At 72.8% G+C, this 18105-nt stretch carries 10 protein-coding genes; 7 read left to right on the top strand and 3 right to left on the bottom strand.

Features of this window, described 5'->3' with window-relative positions:
* Window positions 1–373: 373 nt before the first annotated feature.
* The 3 genes from AB0O01_RS35460 to AB0O01_RS35450 all read right to left on the bottom strand — a co-directional run bounded on the left by AB0O01_RS35460 (window position 374) and on the right by AB0O01_RS35450 (window position 2228).
* Entirely contained in the window at window positions 374–673 is a 300-nt protein-coding gene (locus AB0O01_RS35460; protein WP_365320130.1) for a hypothetical protein, read from the bottom strand.
* A complete protein-coding gene (locus AB0O01_RS35455) occupies window positions 625–960 on the bottom strand; it encodes a coenzyme F420-0:L-glutamate ligase (RefSeq protein WP_365320090.1) in 336 nt (111 codons plus the stop codon). Before AB0O01_RS35455 ends, AB0O01_RS35460 begins: the two co-directional genes overlap by 49 nt.
* A gap of 548 nt (window positions 961–1508) precedes the next feature.
* A complete protein-coding gene (locus tag AB0O01_RS35450; protein WP_365320088.1) occupies window positions 1509–2228 on the bottom strand; it encodes a hypothetical protein in 720 nt (239 codons plus the stop codon).
* Between the two features lie 828 nt (window positions 2229–3056).
* Here AB0O01_RS35450 and AB0O01_RS35445 point away from each other — a divergent pair.
* The 7 genes from AB0O01_RS35445 to AB0O01_RS35415 all read left to right on the top strand — a co-directional run bounded on the left by AB0O01_RS35445 (window position 3057) and on the right by AB0O01_RS35415 (window position 18102).
* Entirely contained in the window at window positions 3057–3467 is a 411-nt protein-coding gene (locus AB0O01_RS35445; protein WP_365320087.1) for a peptidase inhibitor family I36 protein, read from the top strand.
* Window positions 3468–4523: 1056 nt separating this feature from the next.
* Complete coding sequence (locus tag AB0O01_RS35440) at window positions 4524–4868, top strand: hypothetical protein (RefSeq protein WP_365320085.1); 345 nt, start codon at window positions 4524–4526, stop codon at window positions 4866–4868.
* Window positions 4869–4873: 5 nt separating this feature from the next.
* A complete protein-coding gene (locus AB0O01_RS35435) occupies window positions 4874–14686 on the top strand; it encodes a hypothetical protein (protein WP_365320084.1) in 9813 nt (3270 codons plus the stop codon).
* Between the two features lie 320 nt (window positions 14687–15006).
* Window positions 15007–15300, top strand: a complete 294-nt coding sequence (locus AB0O01_RS35430; protein ID WP_365320083.1) for a DUF1330 domain-containing protein — start codon at window positions 15007–15009, stop codon at window positions 15298–15300.
* Complete coding sequence (locus AB0O01_RS35425) at window positions 15297–16334, top strand: phosphotransferase family protein (RefSeq protein WP_365320082.1); 1038 nt, start codon at window positions 15297–15299, stop codon at window positions 16332–16334. The genes AB0O01_RS35430 and AB0O01_RS35425 overlap by 4 nt, the downstream gene beginning before the upstream one ends.
* Window positions 16331–17509: an acyl-CoA dehydrogenase family protein gene (locus AB0O01_RS35420; RefSeq protein WP_365320080.1), complete on the top strand. Its 1179-nt coding sequence runs from the start codon at window positions 16331–16333 to the stop codon at window positions 17507–17509. The genes AB0O01_RS35425 and AB0O01_RS35420 overlap by 4 nt, the downstream gene beginning before the upstream one ends.
* Window positions 17506–18102, top strand: a complete 597-nt coding sequence (locus tag AB0O01_RS35415; protein ID WP_365320079.1) for an XRE family transcriptional regulator — start codon at window positions 17506–17508, stop codon at window positions 18100–18102. Before AB0O01_RS35420 ends, AB0O01_RS35415 begins: the two co-directional genes overlap by 4 nt.
* Window positions 18103–18105: the final 3 nt, after the last annotated feature.

Raw genomic sequence — 18105 nt, 5'->3', positions numbered from 1 at the left:
ACCCGCAACGACACGACCGGCGACCTCTGGCTCTACCCCGGAGACGGCAACCGCGCCTACTCCACACAGACCCCCGTGAAAATCGGCAACAGCTGGTAGGTCCTCTGCGAGTGGGGCCGGAGCCTTCGGCTCCGGCCCGAGCAGTTGTTCCGGTTCTCCTGCCTGATGCAGCATCGGCTGCGTATCAGGGAGCCGTCCAGCAGTGCAAGACCGCCGCCCTTCGGGCGGTCTTCCTCGGCGTGCGGCCGGGATGTGGGGCTGTTCAGCCAACGGGCCGACGAAGCCGCGCACCCGTCGGGTAGCCGTGGTGCGGTGGAATCCGTTGCGGCCGGCCGGGTGCTGGTGGTCCCGGTGGGCACCGTGTTCAGCGGTGTCAGGGTCGGTGGTGGAGCATCGACGCCACTCGTCGCCCTGCGCGTAGGGCGGTACCTCGCAGGACGGCGACCGGGGCGCCGCGGCCTCGCCGGCCGAGGATGATCCCGGCCGCCGCGGTGATGAGGTCGTGAACGTCCATTCTTGTCGCTTGCCGTGATGCTCTGTCACGCGGAGGGGGGCGACTCCGGCGGGGCCGATCGAGATCACCGTGGCCCCGCGGCGGTCGGCCCGGCCGGTCCGAGTCGGCGATCACCACTGCGATGTTCGCGCCGGTTGCCTTGGTGGGCGCGTCGCGCAGGCCGCGGGCGGAGGCGTCCGGATCGCTGAGCAGCAGCCATGTGCTGTCCGGCCCTCCCGGTCGACTCCCGCTGACGTGAGTTCGAATCCCAGTCGGTGCCGGGCGATGATGGGGCCTCGCGCTCCCGCCACTTTGCTGGCGACCACGACGACGTCGCCGTCGCGCAGTTCGGTGCCGGTGCGGCTGAGGACGTCGGTGATGGTGCCCGCCAGATCGTCGCCCGGCTGGATCTCGGGAAAGGGTTCCAGGGCGAAGGCGGAGACCCCGGAGGTCGGGGTGGTGGTCATCGGCGGTGGTCCTGCGGGGTGGGACGGCGGTGAGGACGGCGGTGTGCGGGCGGGCGTGTGCGGCGGCGAGCGTCTCGGCCCGCTGCCGCGTGGTGGCGCGTGATCCGCCGGTGAGCCAGTCGGTCACGCGGCGGAGGTGGTGCGGCCACGGCTGTTCACCGTATCCGCCGGGGTGAGGGCCGAAGCCGTCCAGCGTGATGAGCATGTCCGTGAGGGGGAGGGTTTCGGGGTACGGTCGGCGGCGCGGTAGGGCACTGGTCCGCGGCCCGGCGGGGCGGGTGGCGGGGTGCGTGCCGCAGTGAGGTGCGGCAGGGCGGGGGCGGCCTGGTGGTAGATGGCGGGGAGGTGGGGGAAAGACGCGGCGTGCTGCTTGGGCACGGCGTGCCGTACGGAGGCGGCGGGCCCGGTGGTGGTGGCGGTCAGCAGCAGGAGGGCGTCGATGCCGTATCCGTCCGCGCACGCCGCTAGTTCCGGGGGCAGGGCGGTGCGGGAGAGGGCGAGGTCTCCGGCGAGCGGCTGGGGAATGTCGTGGCCGGTGGTGGCGGCGATCAGTGGCCGGGCGAGGTGGTTGGTGAGGTTGGTCTCGTCCCAGTACCGCGGGTAGTCGGCGCCGGCCAGTGTGCGGTCCCGCCGCGTATATGTTCCAGCAGCGTGGCGTGGAGGTCCGGGTCGGGATTACGGGTGTCGGTGTCCGCGATCAGTACCGCGTCGGCGTCGGCGAGGTTCGGGGGGTGGGTGGCGGCAAGGATCTGGGCGCCCTTGCCCCGCGTCAGGCCGGTGAGCGGCACCTTCGCCGCCCGGGTGGCGGTGGCGGCGAACCGGGCGGCGGTCGCGGGGGTGTCGGAGGAGTCGGCGTGGATGCTGACGGCGCGGGTGTCGTCGAGGGCGGTGTCGACGGCGGTGGTGACGGCGGTGATGGTGGGCGCCTCTTTGCGGCTGGGCAGGATCGCGGCAGAGTTCACCCCGTCTCCTCGGTGAGCAGGTCGGCGGCCGTGGCCGGGGTCGGGGACGTGCAGGTAGTCGAACCGGACGTCGGTGAGGCGGGCGAGGAGGCGGCTTCTCCATGGGGCGAGGGCGGGAGTGTCGAGCGGCCACACCGGCCCGTACGGGATCCCGGTCACGCCGGTGATGGGGGTGGGCAGGCGGGAGATGTAGCGGCCCAGCATCTCGTGCAGCCGCAGCCGCAGCCGCAGCCGTTCGTTTGCTGGGTGATCGGCGTGGCGCGCGTCCGGTCTCCTCCGCGAGACGCACCAGCGAGTACTGGGCACTGCGGGCCTCAGCACGGCCGGGGCAGTGTCCAGATGTGCAGAAGGAGTCCGCACAACAGGCAGCCCCCACCGACTTCCTGGCCACCGCCCGGCTCGGTGCGAGAAGGTAGGACGCGTCGGGAAGCCCTCCATCCGTGGAATCGGCTTCCCGGTGTGCACCGGCATGCACCTCCCGGCAGGGCCAGACCCGTTCGGGCACAGGTGATGTGCCGGGCAACAGGAACTGCCTCACCCGGGCCTTGCCCATCCCCCGTAAAGCTCGGGCGAGGCGCTGACGGCCGTCGCTTCGTGGGGGAGGCGGCGGTCTTCCTGTGTTCTCTTCCGGCGCGCCGGTCCTCCCGGAGAGGACGGGCAGGCGCCGTTCCTCCCACCCGGTCGGGTGAAGAGAGGGCAGAGGGCTCAGGGCCTTCGGGCTGATCCCGTGTGGTGCCGGGCATGAGACAGACCCGTGCAGCGCAAGTGGCGGCACCGAGCCTGCCTGATGGCGTTGGCTGCCGCGGATGACGAGACCGCCTTCGTCGTCCGGGAGTTGCCCGCCGCGCGGTGCGTGAGTCGCGCCCGCCGGAGCCCGCGGACGCCCGCCCAGCGCCAAGTGGGCGCTCCCCCACCCGCCGCACCTCGGCCACAGCAGGTGGTCAGAGCCTCAACCACACCCTTGGCTCTCTCGTGGACTGGCCGCGACAGCCCGTCTCGATTGGCCAGTTCACTCATTGCCCGAACCGAGGGATGTGCACGAATCTCGCCCCAGGCGGCAGAGCGCGAGCAGGGGGACCGGCCGGCAGCGTGATCCCTTCGGGGGAGACGCAGCACAGAAGACCAGGAGTTGGCATGAAGAGCATGAAACGCGCACGCGGATTTCGCCTCGTACTGACCGGCGTCGCCCTTGCCGGCCTCGCCGTTGTCGTGCCGCCCGCGTCAGCCAATGCGGCGACAGCCGCGTACTCGGACTGTCCCAGCGGCAACGTGTGTTTCTACACAGGCACCGGCGGCACCGGCTCTCGGTGCAACTGGAGCAACGCCGACTCAGACTGGGCGTCGGGGGCCATCACCTGTTCCTGGGCCCTGACCAGTCCGGCTCGCTCGATGTACAACCACGGAACCTCCACCGCCTTCACCGCGGTCGCCTTCTACCACGGCGTGAACTACACCTCCTACAACGGATGCATGGGGCAAGGATGGGCGGGCAACATCGGCCCCGCATATCTGCGCTCGCACCAGTGGGTCACGTTCGCCTGCTGACAGCCAGTCGGCCGCAACGGTCTGTCCGTCCCGGCCTCGCGCTCGTCCATTGGTCGCAGACGCAGACGCAGTCGTGCGTGCGTGAGTGACGGCGGTGACGCCTCGGGCCGCTGCCGCGCCGCGCCGCGCTCCGGTGGTGAGCCGGGGCAGCATGGCAGGGTGGGCGATCTGCCGTGGGACGACGTGAAGTGCCTCTTCGACCCGGACGTGATGAGGCGTTCCCAGACGTGGGTGAGCCTCCAGCAGCTCCTCGACCCGTCTGGCCCGCCGACCGCCAGCGCTGGTCAAGCCCGTCCGTCGGCGAAGCGGGCAGGCTCGGGACGATCAGCTCCGCACCCGCACCCGCACCCGCACCTCCGAGTCCGCCCACGGCGGGACACGGCGCCACCTTCTCCAGACCGACACAGCGACGCCCCGGGGCGACCTCGGTCAGGTCGGCGCACTGCGAGGTGTCCGGCTCGGCAGCGCTCGTACGGCGCCGCTGGACGCGGACGGCATCGGAGGCACCGCCCGCGGACCGGTTGATGCCCGGGCCGTGACCCGGCTCTTCCCGAGGCCGGGCCGGGCCCATCGCTGCGGCAGACCAGGGTAGGGGGCACTGCGGGAACGGGCACGCGCCGGTCGATGAACCACAGCATGCGGGCCGCGCCGCTCCAACGTCCGCGCCGCTCCAACGTCCGCTCGACGTATCGGGCCCGTGCCTGCCCCGCCGCACCGAATCGCCGACTCACCGAATCGGCGAATCGCCGGATCGCCGGATCGCCGGATCGCCGACAGCCTCGTTCAAGATCTATTCACGTGTCGGATGTGGCCGGGATGCCTACTGCACCTACTTCGGTGGTGACGTGGTTTCGCCCCCGGGACCAACGGTGTTCCGCGGACGGGAACGCGCTGCGGGACGGCCTCCGGAACGGCCTCCGGAACGCGCTGCGGGACAGTCTTCGGGGTGGCCGATGGCAGCCCGCCTCGGTGGTCCGGCCGTCGGCGGTCCGCAGGGGTCGTGCAAGCCCCGGTTGGGGTCGGGTGGCCCGCTGAACACGGATCGAGGTAACCGACATGCCCGAGAGCAGCACCTTCGCCGCGGCGCCGAACGGTATCAGGACGGGCGGCAGGAACTTCGACGCGCTGGCCCAGCTCACCCGTACCGGGCACAGTGCGTACGACGACGGGTCCCGGCAGTACCCGCAGCGGCCGACCATCGGCGATCCGAGCGACAGGACGGTCCAGGAGATCCTGTCGACCTACATCCCGATGCAGAATCAGATTTCGGACACCGTCGACCAGCTCTTCACCGCCATCCTGCGACTCAGTGAGCTGGTCACATCCACCGCCGACAGCTTCACCGACCAGCAGAGCACCGCGCTCGACGAGATCCACGGCGGCAACCGGAACCGGCGCTGACAGCCATGGCATCCGACGCGCTCAACGGGCTCTTCCTCGTTCTCACGGGCGAGGAGATGCCCGACGCCAGTCCGCTGCGCATCCGTACCGATCTACAGCAGCCGCACGAGGATCTGGGGAAGGTGCTGGAGCGGTTCCAGGAGTTGGTGGCCCAGATCTCGCGGCAGGTGTCGGCGAACGCGACCGGGGAGTGGGACGCGGCCTTCGTGGCAGCGATCCGCACACTGGCGTCGAGCAGCGGCGGTGACGCGCTGGAGCAGTTGAAGCAGGCGAGCCAGGAGGTGGCGCGTTTCGCGAACGAGGCCGCCTATCAGGTCGAGTACACGAACCGGATGATCATCGCGCAGTTGGTCATGTTCGTGTTCGAGTGGGCGCTGACGCTGGTCATGGCGGTCTTCAACCCCGCGGGCGCACTGATCAGACAGACGTTTCTGCGGTCATGGTTCCGACTGGTCCTGCGCAGCGCCCTGTTCCGGCTGCTCGCGACGCTCGCCGCGCACCAGCTCACCAACATCGGGGTGGGGGCGGCCATGGATCTGCTCGTGCGCTGGTCGCTGGCCAGGGAAGGCAGGCACACGGGGCACGGCGGGGACTATCTGCGGCAGGCGGTGGCGTTCGGGGCGGTACAGGGGGCGTTGTCGCCGTTCGTGTCACCGCTCGCGGGCGCGTTCGCCCGAGGGCTGTGGAAGGGGTTCGGGCAGCGTACCGCCAGGGATCTGCTGGGTGTCCTGGGGACGGTGTTCGGGAAGAACGCCGACGACCCGGCGGCGGGCGGAGTCACCCCGATCGTGGACCACCTGGCCCGCGGCCGGACCCTCGACGCCGCCAGCCGTGAGGCGTTCATACACGGCGCGGGTGAGCTGTTCGCCCGGCGATTCGGGGACTTCCCCGACGGCGTTGCGGCCCGCGGCCTGGGCCGGGAGTGGGCGGGCACACTGCTGGACGGCCTTCACCACGCGGGCACCAAGCGCCTGTCGGACGCCCTCGACACCGTGCTGGCCAAGGGCTTCCCGCCGGGGGACGGGATACGGCGGGCGCTGTCGTCCGACGTGAGCCGGGTCCTGGCCCCCGACTGGGGCCACAAGTTCGGCAGCCACTTCAGCACCGGCCTGATGGCGGGCGTGCACGGCAGCGCCTCCGAACTCGTCTACAACGGGATCACCACCCAGGAACTGGAGACCGGCTCCGGCACCTTTGTCTCCAGCGTGGTCGGGGACCGGCTCAGCCGGGGTATGGAGTTCGGCGGCGAGACCACCGGCAGACGCGTCAAGGAAGCCTTTCAGGACGTGCTCAAGCTGCTCTCCCCACCACCACCGCCGCCCGCCGCTTCCGCGCCCGGCACCGACCGGGCCGCGTCCCCGGCACGGCCCTCGACGCCGCCCCCGTCCCGGCCGGAGCCGACGCGGGAGGAGAACGCCCCCGACGTCGCGCGGGCTCCCCGGCACACCGACAACACCGGGCAGCACGCCCCGGGCTCTCTGCACCGTGCCGTGGAGCGTGCCGACGTGCGGGCCGTAGGGCTATGGGCGCTGCCCGATGGCCTCGTTCCGCTGGAGCTGCTGGCGCTGGAGCTGTACCCGCAGCCCGTCACGGACGCGACGGACACTCCCGCAGGCGGCGGTGCGCGGGCGGTCGTGACCGGGGACGGCCGCTACGCCGGCCCTCGTGACGCCGTGCACTCATCCCTTCCCGGCTCCGGCTGGCAGCCGGTCGCATCCTGGCAGTCGCTGACCGACGCCCTGCACCGGGCCGGTCCCGGCTCCACCGCGCTGATCCTCACCCAGCACTCCGCCGCCCCGGACCACGGCTACGCGCTGCACCTCACGGACGAGGGACCCCGCTGGGTCGATACGCGGGCTCCCGCCGACCGCCGCATCACCGGGGAACCCCCCGCCACCCTCCCTGACCGTCCCGGCACGGCTGCCGCCCGTGCCGTCGTCCTCTCCCCCGACGGGCTGGTCGTACCCGACGCCGTGGTCGTATCCGGCGGCCTCGTCGTGTCCGACGGCCTCGTCGTGTCCGACGCCCTGGTCGTATCCGGTGCCCTGCCCGTCGTGGGCGCGGACACCTCCATGGACACGGCCACCGCCGAAGCCCCCGGTACCGCCGCCGACCCACCCGCGCGGCAGGGCGGCACGGCGCTGGGGACCGCGTCCGGATCCTCCTTCCCGCCGGGCGATCTGGCGGACGGCGGCCACCCCTACCCAACGGTTCTGGCCACGCACGTCTCCGGTGCCACGCTGGTGCTCGACGAGGCCGTCCACCACCGGACGCCCGCCGGCGGGCTGTACGACAGCGAGGACGCCGCCCGTGACGCCGGTGACGGGCTCCACGGCAACGAGAGCACCGCCCCTGAAGCCGGTGACGGACAGGCCGGTGGCGGACAGTACGACCGCGAGAGCACCGGCCCCGGAGCCAGCGGCGGACAGTACCAGCGTGAGCTGCGTCTGATCCCGGAACCGAAGCCGCCACTGCACGCGCTGCCCTCAGCCCCTGTCCGGGACGGCACCCCCGTCGACCTGCCCGCCCGGCCTTCCGCCGTTCCTTCCGCCGTTCCTTCCGTCGTTCCTTCCGCCGTTCCTCCCCCCGGTCGGCACACCGATCAGCCCTCCGGCCTCCCGCCCGGCCTCTCCCCCGGTTCCCCGGGCACCTCGCCCCGGCCCGAGGTCTCCGTGCGCGGCGCCGACGGCCGCTGGGCGTCCGCCACGCGCTACCCCGCTGTGGACGAGGCCCTGGTGAACCGATGGCGGGCGCGTTTCGACGAGGCCGACGGCCGGCTGGGCAAGCTGCCGCCCGCGGTCAGCGAGGGCTGGACCCGGCAGGCGCAGGAGATCATGGACGGCACCCACCAGCCGCCACCGCCCACCCGCCTCGATCTGTCCGCCGAGGAACAGGCATACCTGGAGTTGCACGACGCCTTCGCCGCGCTGATCGCCCGTGAGCTGTACCACGACTCGGCGGACCCCCGCCCGCCCCTGGTACGGGCGCAGGAGCTGTCGCTGCGGCTGCGTGAGGAGTTCGGTACCCGTCCCACCCGCTTCCACCAGGGCGGTGGCACGTCCCAGGCCCAGTCCCCGTCCCCGTCCCGTTCCCCGTCCCTGGCGCATCCGCAGCCGCAGCCACATCCGCAGCGGCGGACCGGCACCCCCGTGTCCGATGCCCTCGACCGGACCGGAGCCGACAGCGGCACCGGGGCCCGGACGCCGTACCGGCACGTCGGCGTCGAGACGGCCGGGCCTTCCCGGCTCGGTCCCGCCGAGAGCGGGTCCGAGGCACCGCCCCCGCCGCCGTCCGCCTGGATCGGCCAGGATCTCGACCAGCGCCGCCCGCCCCGGCTGGACCGGACCCTCGGTCCCCCGGAACTGGTCGCGCGGCCGGTGCGGTTCACCGACGGGACGCGGCTGCCGCTCTACATGGGCGGTATGGGGCCGCTGCTGTCGTTCCTGCCGGAGCCCGTACGGCAGGGCTCGTACTCCTTCGGTCAGTCGGACCGGGTGCTGCGCGGCGTCGAGTCGGTCGTGGACGAACTGGCGGTCCGGCTGGCCGCGGTGCCCGGCGTGCGCCCGGTCCCCTCGCGCACCGGCTTCCTGACCGGCGACGGCCTGCTGGACGACGTACGGCAGCGGCTCGACCGGACCCCGCAGAACTTCTTCGGCGACGGCCAGCGGTTCGTGTACGCCACGGTGGACGGGCCGACCCGGATCCTGACGGTCACCGCGCGGCCGTACGAGCGCTGGGAGCGCTTCGCGTTCGGCTACGCCAACCCGGTGAAGCTCGACACGATGGTGCGGGACACCCGGGGCACCGGGGTGAACTCGGTGCAGAGCACGGCCACGTCCCTGCTGCCGAGTGTGCCGCTGGGCCCGGCCCGGCAGGCCCTCACCGGTTGGGTGCGGCTGTCCGCGCAGCTCACCAAGGGCAAACGGGTGCAGTACACCATGCAGAACGTGGTGGCCGCGCAGAACGAGACCCGCACCACGGACGGCTCGCACGCCCATCTCACCCACGTCTGGTACGCGTTCGAGGTGACCGACGGGGACGGCCGGCCGGACCGCGCCGGGCCGCCTCGGGCCCGGTTCGGATTCGCCGTGCGCAACGGGCTGTTCGTACGGCTGGCCGACAGTGTCACCACCCCGCAGCCCGAGGCGGTGCGTCAGGGGCTGCCGGAATCGATGGACCTGGGACCCGGCACCCACTACCGGATGATGACGAGCGAGGGGTACGGGCCGCTGGCGCATGTCCGGGACTGGGCGGTGGCGCAGGCACGGGTCAGCGCCGACGGCATCGCCGCGGCGCAACTGAGCGACTTCTTCTCCACCGAGGGCTTCCACCGCATGGCGCGGACGCTGACCACCGGGCCGGTCACCACACCACCGCTGTTCCGGGACGACGCCGGGCGCGATCCGATCGGGGTGTTCTCGGTGCGGGTCACCCCCGGCCGGGCGGTGCTGATCGACGCGACGAAGGCGGCGGAGGTGCGGGACATCCTCCAGAGCACGATCCGCAACGAACGCGTGGTCACGAAGTCCCGCGGTGCCGAGGTGACCGTCTCGGGCGGGCCGTCGTTCCAGTTCTTCGGTCTGCTGGGCGACCTGCTGGACCTGCGGCTGCTGGTGGGCGCCCACGCCCGCTACGGGGCCTCGTCGACGCGTTCCTACGCGACCGGCGGCACCGGCGCGATCCGCACGGCCGCGCAGATCAAGGGCGAGACCACCGGCCTGTACCTGGTCCAGAAACGGGTCACGGTCACCGCGCCGCCGGACACCCGGGCGGCCCGGCCCGGCCAGGCACGCGAGGGGCAGCGGCCGGGGCGGCTGCGCAAGAACCCGCCCGAGCGGTGGAGCGAGCCGCCGCGTTCACGGACCTTCGACACCTGGAGCCTGGAGCGGCTGCCGCTGGCCGAGGCGCGCAGGCTGGCCGGGCTGGAGCCGCCGCCCCCGTCAGCCGGCGATGCCGGGCCCGAGCCCGCCGTTCCGCCGTATCTGAGCGTGGACCGGCCCGCGACACTCGGGATGAGCCGGGTCGAGGAGTTCTCCTTCGCGGGCGGGGAGCGGCTGCGGACCGGGGACGACGGACAGCGGCGGACACTGCCCGAGGACTTCGCCGACCGGGTGCTGCGGGCCGTGGCGGACGCCTACCCGGATCTGGTGGCGCGGCCCGCCGAGCTGAACCCGGCCGATCCGCGCTGGCGCGACGCCGACCACTTCCAACTGGTCCTCAACAACACCCTGGAGATCCTCAACACCCTCAGCCACCAGAGCATGGCGGGCAACCTGGAGACGATGACCACCACGGGCCTGCGGATCGCCCTGTTCGGCTCCGGCCACGCCACCCGGGAGCGCCGCTATGTGTGGGTGGACGCGCGGCTGACGGGGCGGCGGTACGAGGGGACACGCCAGGATCTGCGGCTGCGTCAGAGCGCTCCGGGCAGCGAGAGTCTGGGCGGGCAGCAGACCGGGGCGCGCGGTCTGCACCTGGGTGTGGAGGGTCTGCTGTCGGGGCGGGACACGGCCACCGACGACATCGGGGCGCCGCTGCGCAGCGGCACGGCCTCGGCGGGGGTGACGTTCTCCCGGCGCAAGGAGTCGGAGAGCGGCTACGGTCCCTCGGCGACGCACGAGGCGCTGGCGATCGGGACCAAGGGCTCGCACCTGTACCGCTACGACCTGACCCTGACCGCCAAGCGGGGCGGCTTCTGGCGGCTGCGGGGCATGCTGCGGGGCGCACTGCTGCTGAATGTGCTCGGCACCCAGCCGTTCGTGGTGTCGGAGCCGGAGACCACGCTGCTCGGCCCGGACGCCGGGGCGGGGAGGGAAGGGTCGGGGCGGGGGACGGGAAGTGAGGCGTCCGGGCGGGGGGTGGTGAGTGAGGCGTCCGGGCATGCGGCGGGGAGTGAGACGTCCCGGCGTGCGGTGGTGAGTGAGGCATCCGGGCATGCGGTGGGAAGTGAGACGTCCCTGCGTGCGGTGGTGAGCGAGGGGTCCGGCCGTGCGGTGGGGAACGAGGGGGCATCGCGCGGGGCCGTGACCGGCGAAGTGGTGCTGAGCGTGCCGGTCGAGCACGCGCCGACCGGGGCACCCGGCGGGCCGCCGTCCGAGGCGGCCCGGCCCGGACACCCCGCGCGCTCGACCCGGGTGCGGGTGGGTGAGATGCGCCGGCGGGAGGCGCTGGATCTCGCGCTGGCGGAGCGTTCGCTGGCCGACGGGCTGCGGCGCAGGGCCCCGGAGCACCAGCGCCATCCACTGCTGACGCTCTCGGTGGTCGCGGACCCGGTGCTCACCCGTGCCGTGGAGGACGTGCTCGCGTCGGCGTCCGGCGGCTCGTGGCAGCTCACCCGCCAGGGGGCGCCGGTGCACGACGCGGTGCTGCGGGTGTTCCAGGGCCCGTACCTGACGGCGAACTTCGACCAGAGTTCCCTGTCGACGGGCTGGCGGGCGTCCGGGCTGTGGGCGAAACTGCCGTACCTGGACCGTACGTCGGTGGTGGCACACCGCACCCGGCTGGTGCCCACCAGTCTGGTCGCCCTGACCCGGGGGATGTCGATCGACACCGAGACGACGATCGGCGGCGCCCTCACCACGAGTGGCCGTTCCACCCGGACGAGCACGGTGTCCGTGGGCGGCCAGATGGTGTTCCAGACCGCGCACGGCGGACGGCCGGGCGCCCTGGGCACATACGGCCTGGTCGTGAGTCCGTACCGGCTCGACCGGTCGGCGGGGGTGTCCGTCACCCGTACCGCGCTGTCCGAGATCAACCGCAAGGACATGGGCCGTCAGGTCCTGGTGTCCGGGGACGTGCTGCACGAGATCGCCGCCGCCTCCAGCGTGGTCGGCGCCGACGCGACCCGGCACCGTCATGTCCCGGCCGCGCTGGCGGGCGCGGCCGGGCGCAGGGTTCTGGTGCCGGGCGGCTGGGTGGGGCACCTCCCGGAGAAGAGCGCCTACCGGCTCGGGGTGCTGCGGGACTCCTACGGGGACGTTCCGCTGTACCGCGGCCGGTCCTGGTCGCCGCAGCCCTGGCTGCTCGGGCACTCCTTCGGCGGCTTCCCGGTCGGCTCGCTGGACACCGCGTCGGTGGTGAGCGACTTCGACCGCAGGCTGAGTCCGCTGGGGCTGACCAGCATGGACCGGGATCTCGTCCACCGGCTGGTGTCGGGCCGGGTGGCCCGCGCACTGGGCGGGGAGCAGACCGGGCCCGGCCTGTCGGCGCCCGCACGGATCGGCCGGTGGGGCGCGCAGTGGGCCGGGGTGTGGATCGGGCACCGCAGGGTGCGGGTGCGGGCGGAGCTGATCCCCGTACCGGGGCCGGACGGCTCGCTGGACGGCGGAAGCGAACCCGGCGAATCCAGCGCACGCGGCAACCGGAGCGAACCCGGCGGGAACGGCAACCGGACCGAACCCGGCGGAAGCCGGAACCCCAGCCAACCCGGCGGAAGCCGGAACCCCAACCAACCCGGCGGGAGCGGGCCGGGGTTCGGCGGGCTGGGCCACAGCGTGGAGTTGGAAGAGCATCGGCAGGCCGTGGAGATCGTCCAGGAGAGCCGCAACCGGACCTCCGGCAGCAGTGTCGGCACCACGGCCTCGGTCGCCGTGCACACCGGTGATCCCGTGGCCCGTGCCGCCGGCCCCACCTGGTCGGAGGTGGGTGTCACCCAGCGCAACACCACCCAGAGCCATTCCGAGGGCCGCGTCACCATCGCCACCGCCACCACCACCCAGGCCCACGGCGAGTACATCACCCGCTACCGGCTGCGGCTCACCGCCGAGATCGACGGCGGTACCGCCATCGTCTCCGAGGGCGAGGCCGGCGACCTGGTCGAGCACTACCCGCTGAGCCTCATGCGCCCGGACCCGGCGGATCCGGGCGGGCCCGCGGTGCCCGGTCCGCTGGCCCCGCCCCGGTTGCCACCACCCGTCCCTCCTCGCAGGGCGGTCGTGCCGGGCACCGCCGGTCCCCGTCCGCACCCGGCCGACGGTGACAGCGCGCGGGCGTTCACCCTGCCGGAGGACGGCTTCACGGTCCGCCGGATCACCGGCCTCGACGAGGTGCACGCGACCGCGACCCTGGCCCTGGCCGCCGCGTACGACACCGCGTTCCCGACCGCCGGGGAGACGGACGCGGCACTGCTGGACCGGGCGCGGAACACCCCGCTGACCCGGCCCGGCGGCGGTCCGGCGCAGAACCTGGCGGACGCCGTCAGCAACGGCGCCCTCACCGCGTTCTACGACCGCACCCTGACCGCCGAGGGCTACCAGGTGCCCGGTCTGACCCACCGCGGGTTCTTCGGCGGCGCGGACGGCGAACTGCGGCTGTACTCCCGGCCGGACCTGCGCCGCGCCGAACTGCTCACCGTCGCGGACGCGATGAAGCACGAGGCACCGCGGCGGGACGTGCACGGCGGCGGGATGTCCGTCTCCCGGCTGGGCGCGAACCAGTCCTCCATCGGTGGCGGTCCGCTGGTCACCGCCCAGGGCACCGGCACCAATCAGATGGGCGCGGCCGGACCCGGCGACTCCTCGGCCGACTCCGACGCGCTGGCCGCGACCGGCGACCGGCTGTCGTCGGTCAACGTCAAGCCGAACCCGTCCCGCTCCTTCCTCTTCGCCATCCCCACCACCTGGCAGGCCGTCGCGTCCGTCCACCACCATGTGCGGGGCAGCGCGGTGGCCCGTACGGTCTTCGGCGATCCCCGGCGCGGGTCGCAGACCTGGGAAGCGGGCACCACCGTGCTCGCCTGGGTGCGGGAGGACATCGCCCGCTCGCTGGGGCTGATCGACGACCAGGGCTTCCCGCCGGACGCGTCCGCCGCGTGGCACGCGGTGACCGAGGCGGACAAGGCGTGGAGCGCCGCCGACAAAGCGTACTGGGATCTGCGGCGCGGTCAGGGTGCCGACCACGACAGCGCGGTGGAGTCGGCCCGGCGGGCTCTCAGCGAACTCACCGCCGACGCCCCCGCCGAGGAGACGGCCACCGCCCGCACGGCCCTCGCCGACGCCGAGGCCCGCCGGGAGGCGTTCGCCGGCCGGCTGGACGTCCTGCGGGCCCGCGCCGAGCATCTCGCCGACGTCTACACCCAGGTCCGCGAGTCCACCGACCGGCTCACCCGCTGGCACTGGCTGAACGCCACCCCGGACGGCCGCCGCCTGCTGGGCGCCACACCCCGCCCCGACCGGGTGACGTTCCCCCCGTCCAACGCCACGGAGCCGCCGCCGGGGCGGCCGGGCATCGCGACGGCCAGCGGGGCGGCGGCACTCAGGCGGCCCGCTGAGACACCGGCCAGGACGACAGGCCCCCACCCGACGCCTCCCGGCACCGGCCAGGACCCCGCGCCCCGCCCCGCACACCAGCGCCCCCCGTGGCAGGACGCGGGCGGTCCGGGGGACGGCGTACGCCGCTACGACGCCGCCGCCGACCACCGCACCCTGACCGCGCTGGACCCCGGCGGACGGGTCACTGTGTACGACCTGGTACTCCCGGACGGGGGCGCGCACGGCCTGCACGATGCCGTGCGGACGTCGGGCGTCACGGACCTGCCGCTGGCACTCCCGGCCACCCCGGGTGCCATCGCGCGAGCGCTGCGCATCGGTCTGACGGTGGTGGCCGAGGACGGCTCACACGCCTATTTCCCCGGCGCCGAGGGCACGTTGCCGCAGGTGGTGGTGTATCGGCGGGGCGACGACCATCTGGCCGCCCGGCCCCGCGACCCTGACGCCGGCCAGGGGCAGGGTCAGTCGAGTCTGTCGCGCCGGATCGAGGAATTGTTGACGGCGGCGTTCGATCCGCCGTCCGGCCCCATCGGTCCGACCGTTCACGGCTGACTCACCTCGCCCGCTCAGCGGCAGTCGGCCACACGGGACGACCCGCCGACCGGGGGCAGATACGGCGCTCGGGGCGAGTTGCGGCGTTGTCGGCGTGGAGCACCCCCCGACATGGCCGCCCGGCGGTCGGCCCCCGCCTCCCGGGGGCGTGGCGCGAGACAGAACCATTGCCAGTTTTCTGCATGGCGACCTATATTTCGCTGAACGGCTGGGCGACCAAGCAGCCGAGGGCGGGCGAAAGGGTGCAAAGTGCTCATTTTCGAGGACATGACGGCTGCCGAAGCGGTCTTCCCCGACCGTCCCACGGCGGTGGGGTGACCATGCCGGCGTATCTGATCGCCGTACTCGACGTCGTCGACGCCGCCGCGTTCGAGGAGTACGCACGGGCCGTACCGGCCGTGGTGGCGGCGCACGGTGGCCGGTACCTGGCGCGGGGCGGGCACTCGGAGGTGTTCGAGGGCCCGGCCGCCGAGGGGCGGCGGGTCGTCGTGGTCGAGTTCCCCTCCGTCGACGCCGCGCGCAGGTACTACACATCCGCCGAGTACACCGCCGTGCGGGCCCTGCGCGACGGGGCCGCCACCGGCTCGCTCCTGATCACGGAAGGGATGCCGTGACCCGGGCGGAGGAGAAGAAGGACTGGGACAGGGTGTCCGCGTGGGTGGCCGGACAGGGGCATGTGCTCGATGCCTCCGGAGCCGTGCGGTTCACGGGGGGTCTGGCCAACCTGAACCACCTGGTCGAGTTCGACGGCAGACCGGCGGTGTTCCGCCGCCCGCCGGCCGGGGTCCTGGCGGCCGGCGCCAATGACATGGCCCGTGAGTGGCGTGTCCTGTCCCGGCTTCCGCAGGTGTACCCGCTCGCTCCCCGCGGACTGCTGTTCGCTCCCGCGGGCGCCGTGCTGGAGGTGCCCTTCCAGATCATCGAGTACCGCCCCGGCATCGCCGTCTCCGACACCCTGCCGGACGATGCCGACCGGCAGGCCCCCGCGAGGCTGACCGGATCGCTGATAGCGGCGATGACCGACCTGCACCGGGTGGACCCGGACGCGGCCGGTCTCGGCGATCTCGGCCGGCCCGCCGGATTCCTCGCCCGCCAGCTCGCCTCATGGCGCCGTCGCGCGCAGGCGGCGTGGCCCGCCGGTGTCCCGGCCGCGCTCGACCGGCTCGCCGAGCGGCTGGAGCGGGACGGTACGGAGGTGGACGGCGGCAGAGTGAGCCTGCTGCACCTGGACCTGAAGTTCGACAACATGCTGGTGGACCCGGACACGATGACCGCGCAGGCGGTGATCGACTGGGACATGGCGACCCGCGGGGACCCGCTGTTCGACCTCGCGGTCCTCCTGGCCTACTGGGTCGAACCGGGCGACCCGGTGGGGCTCCACGGTCTGGGGCGGGTGCCGTCCCTGGTGCCCGGCTTCCCCACGCGGGCCGAGCTGGCCGCTCTCTACTTCGAACGCTCCGGGACCACGCCGGTACGGCTGGACTGGCATCTCGCCCTCGCCCGGCTCCGCCTCGCCGTGCTGTGGATGCAGTTGTTCCGGCTGTGGCAGCGCGGCGATCTGACCGGAGACCACTACGACTCCTTCGCCTCCCTCGCGCACGGCCTTGTGGAGTGGGCCGACGAGAACTACCCGAAAGGCACCCAGTGATCGACTTCAGTGTTCCCGCCGAACTCGCCGCACGCCGCGACCGGATCCGGCAGTGGGTCGACGAGGAGATCGTTCCCTACGAGCGGGACCCGAGACTGACCGCGCACGGCCCGAACGACGACCTCCGACAGGAGCTCGTGGGCAAGGCGCGCGAGGCGGGCCTGCTCACGATCCAGGCGCCGAGGGAGTTCGGTGGCTGGGGCCTCGGCCATATCGAGCAGGCCGTGCTGTACGAGGCCGCCGGATGGTCCACCCTCGGGCCCGTCGCGATGAACTGCGCGGCCCCGGACGAGGGGAACATGTACCTCCTCGGCAGGATCGCCGGACCTCGGCAGATCGAGGAGTTCCTGCGCCCGGTCATCGACGGCGCACAGCGTTCGGTGTTCGCCATGACCGAGCCCGACGGCGCGGGGTCGGACCCCCGCCAGCTCACGACGACCGCGACCTACGACGGGTCGGAGTTCCGGATCGACGGACGCAAGTGGCTCATCACCGGAGCCAACGGCGCCAGGACCTGGATCATCATGGCCGACCTCCAGGAGAACCCGCATCTGCCCGCCGGGCCCACGCTCTTCCTGGCCGACGGCGGCACACCCGGCATCGTCATCGAGCGCGTGATGAACTCGATGGACCGCAACTACGTCGAGGGCCACTGTGTGGTGCGGTTCGAGAACCTGACCCTGCCGAGGGAAGCGCTCCTCGGGGAGGCGGGAGCCGCCTTCCGCTACGCGCAGCTCCGGCTGGCTCCGGCCCGGCTGACCCACGCCATGCGCTGGCTGGGAGCCGCGGTCCGGGCCCAGGGCATCGCCGTGGAACACGCGAAGCACCGTACGTCCTTCGGCAGGCCCATCGCCGAGCACCAGGGTGTCTCGTTCAAGCTGGCGGACAACGAGATCGCGCTGCACCAGTGCAGGCTGGCGATCCTGCACACGGCCTGGCTGCTCGACCAGGGCGAGAAGGCCCGCCATGAGAGCTCGATGACCAAGGCGTTCGTATCGGAGCAGTTGTTCCAGGTCCTGGACCGGTGCGTACAGGTGCTGGGCGGGATCGGGATCACGGAGGAGACCCCGATCGCCATGTTCTTCCGTGACATCCGTGGCTTCCGGCTCTACGACGGGCCCACCGAAGTGCACCAGTACGCCATCGCCCGCCGGATCCTGGGAGGTCCCCGATGACACCGTCACCGGGCCGCAGGCGGACGGGCGAGGCGGAGGAGTCCGCCAACCGGACCGCCGCCAGGATCGGGCGGACCATCCGCGGTCTGCGCGTCGAGCGCGGACTCACCCTCCAGGAGGTGGCCGAGGGAGCGCTGGTCTCCGCGTCGTTCGTCGGCGCGCTGGAGCGGGGCGAGACCGACATCGCGATCGGCAGGCTGGAGCGGATCGCCGACTTCTTCGGCGAGAGCATCGAGTCCGTCCTCGGCTACGCGCGCGAAGAGGTGCGGTTCAACTACGTGCCGAGGGAGGACTGGACGAGGCTCGGCGGCGAAGCGGGCGTGGACGGCGCGGAGTGCGCGGTGCCGGGAACCTCGCTCCTGCTGACCAGACTGACCCTGGCGCCGGGGACGGAGTACGAGGGCCGCTTTCCGGCGGATTCCACGGTCACCGTCTATCTGGAGTCCGGCAGTCTGCAACTCGCGGTCGCGGACCGGCTGTTCCATCTGGAGGCGGGGGACGCGGGCGCGTTCAAGGCCATCAATCAGCACCTGCTCAGGAACGTCTCCGACATCGCGGCCTCGATGCTGCTCACGGTCAGTCCGAGGGGATGAGCG

Source organism: Streptomyces sp. NPDC093252, assembly GCF_040683675.1.
In the GTDB taxonomy this organism is placed as follows: domain Bacteria; phylum Actinomycetota; class Actinomycetes; order Streptomycetales; family Streptomycetaceae; genus Streptomyces.
Note: the sequence above shows the minus strand (reverse complement) of the source record. Positions and strands in the feature narration are given on the sequence as shown.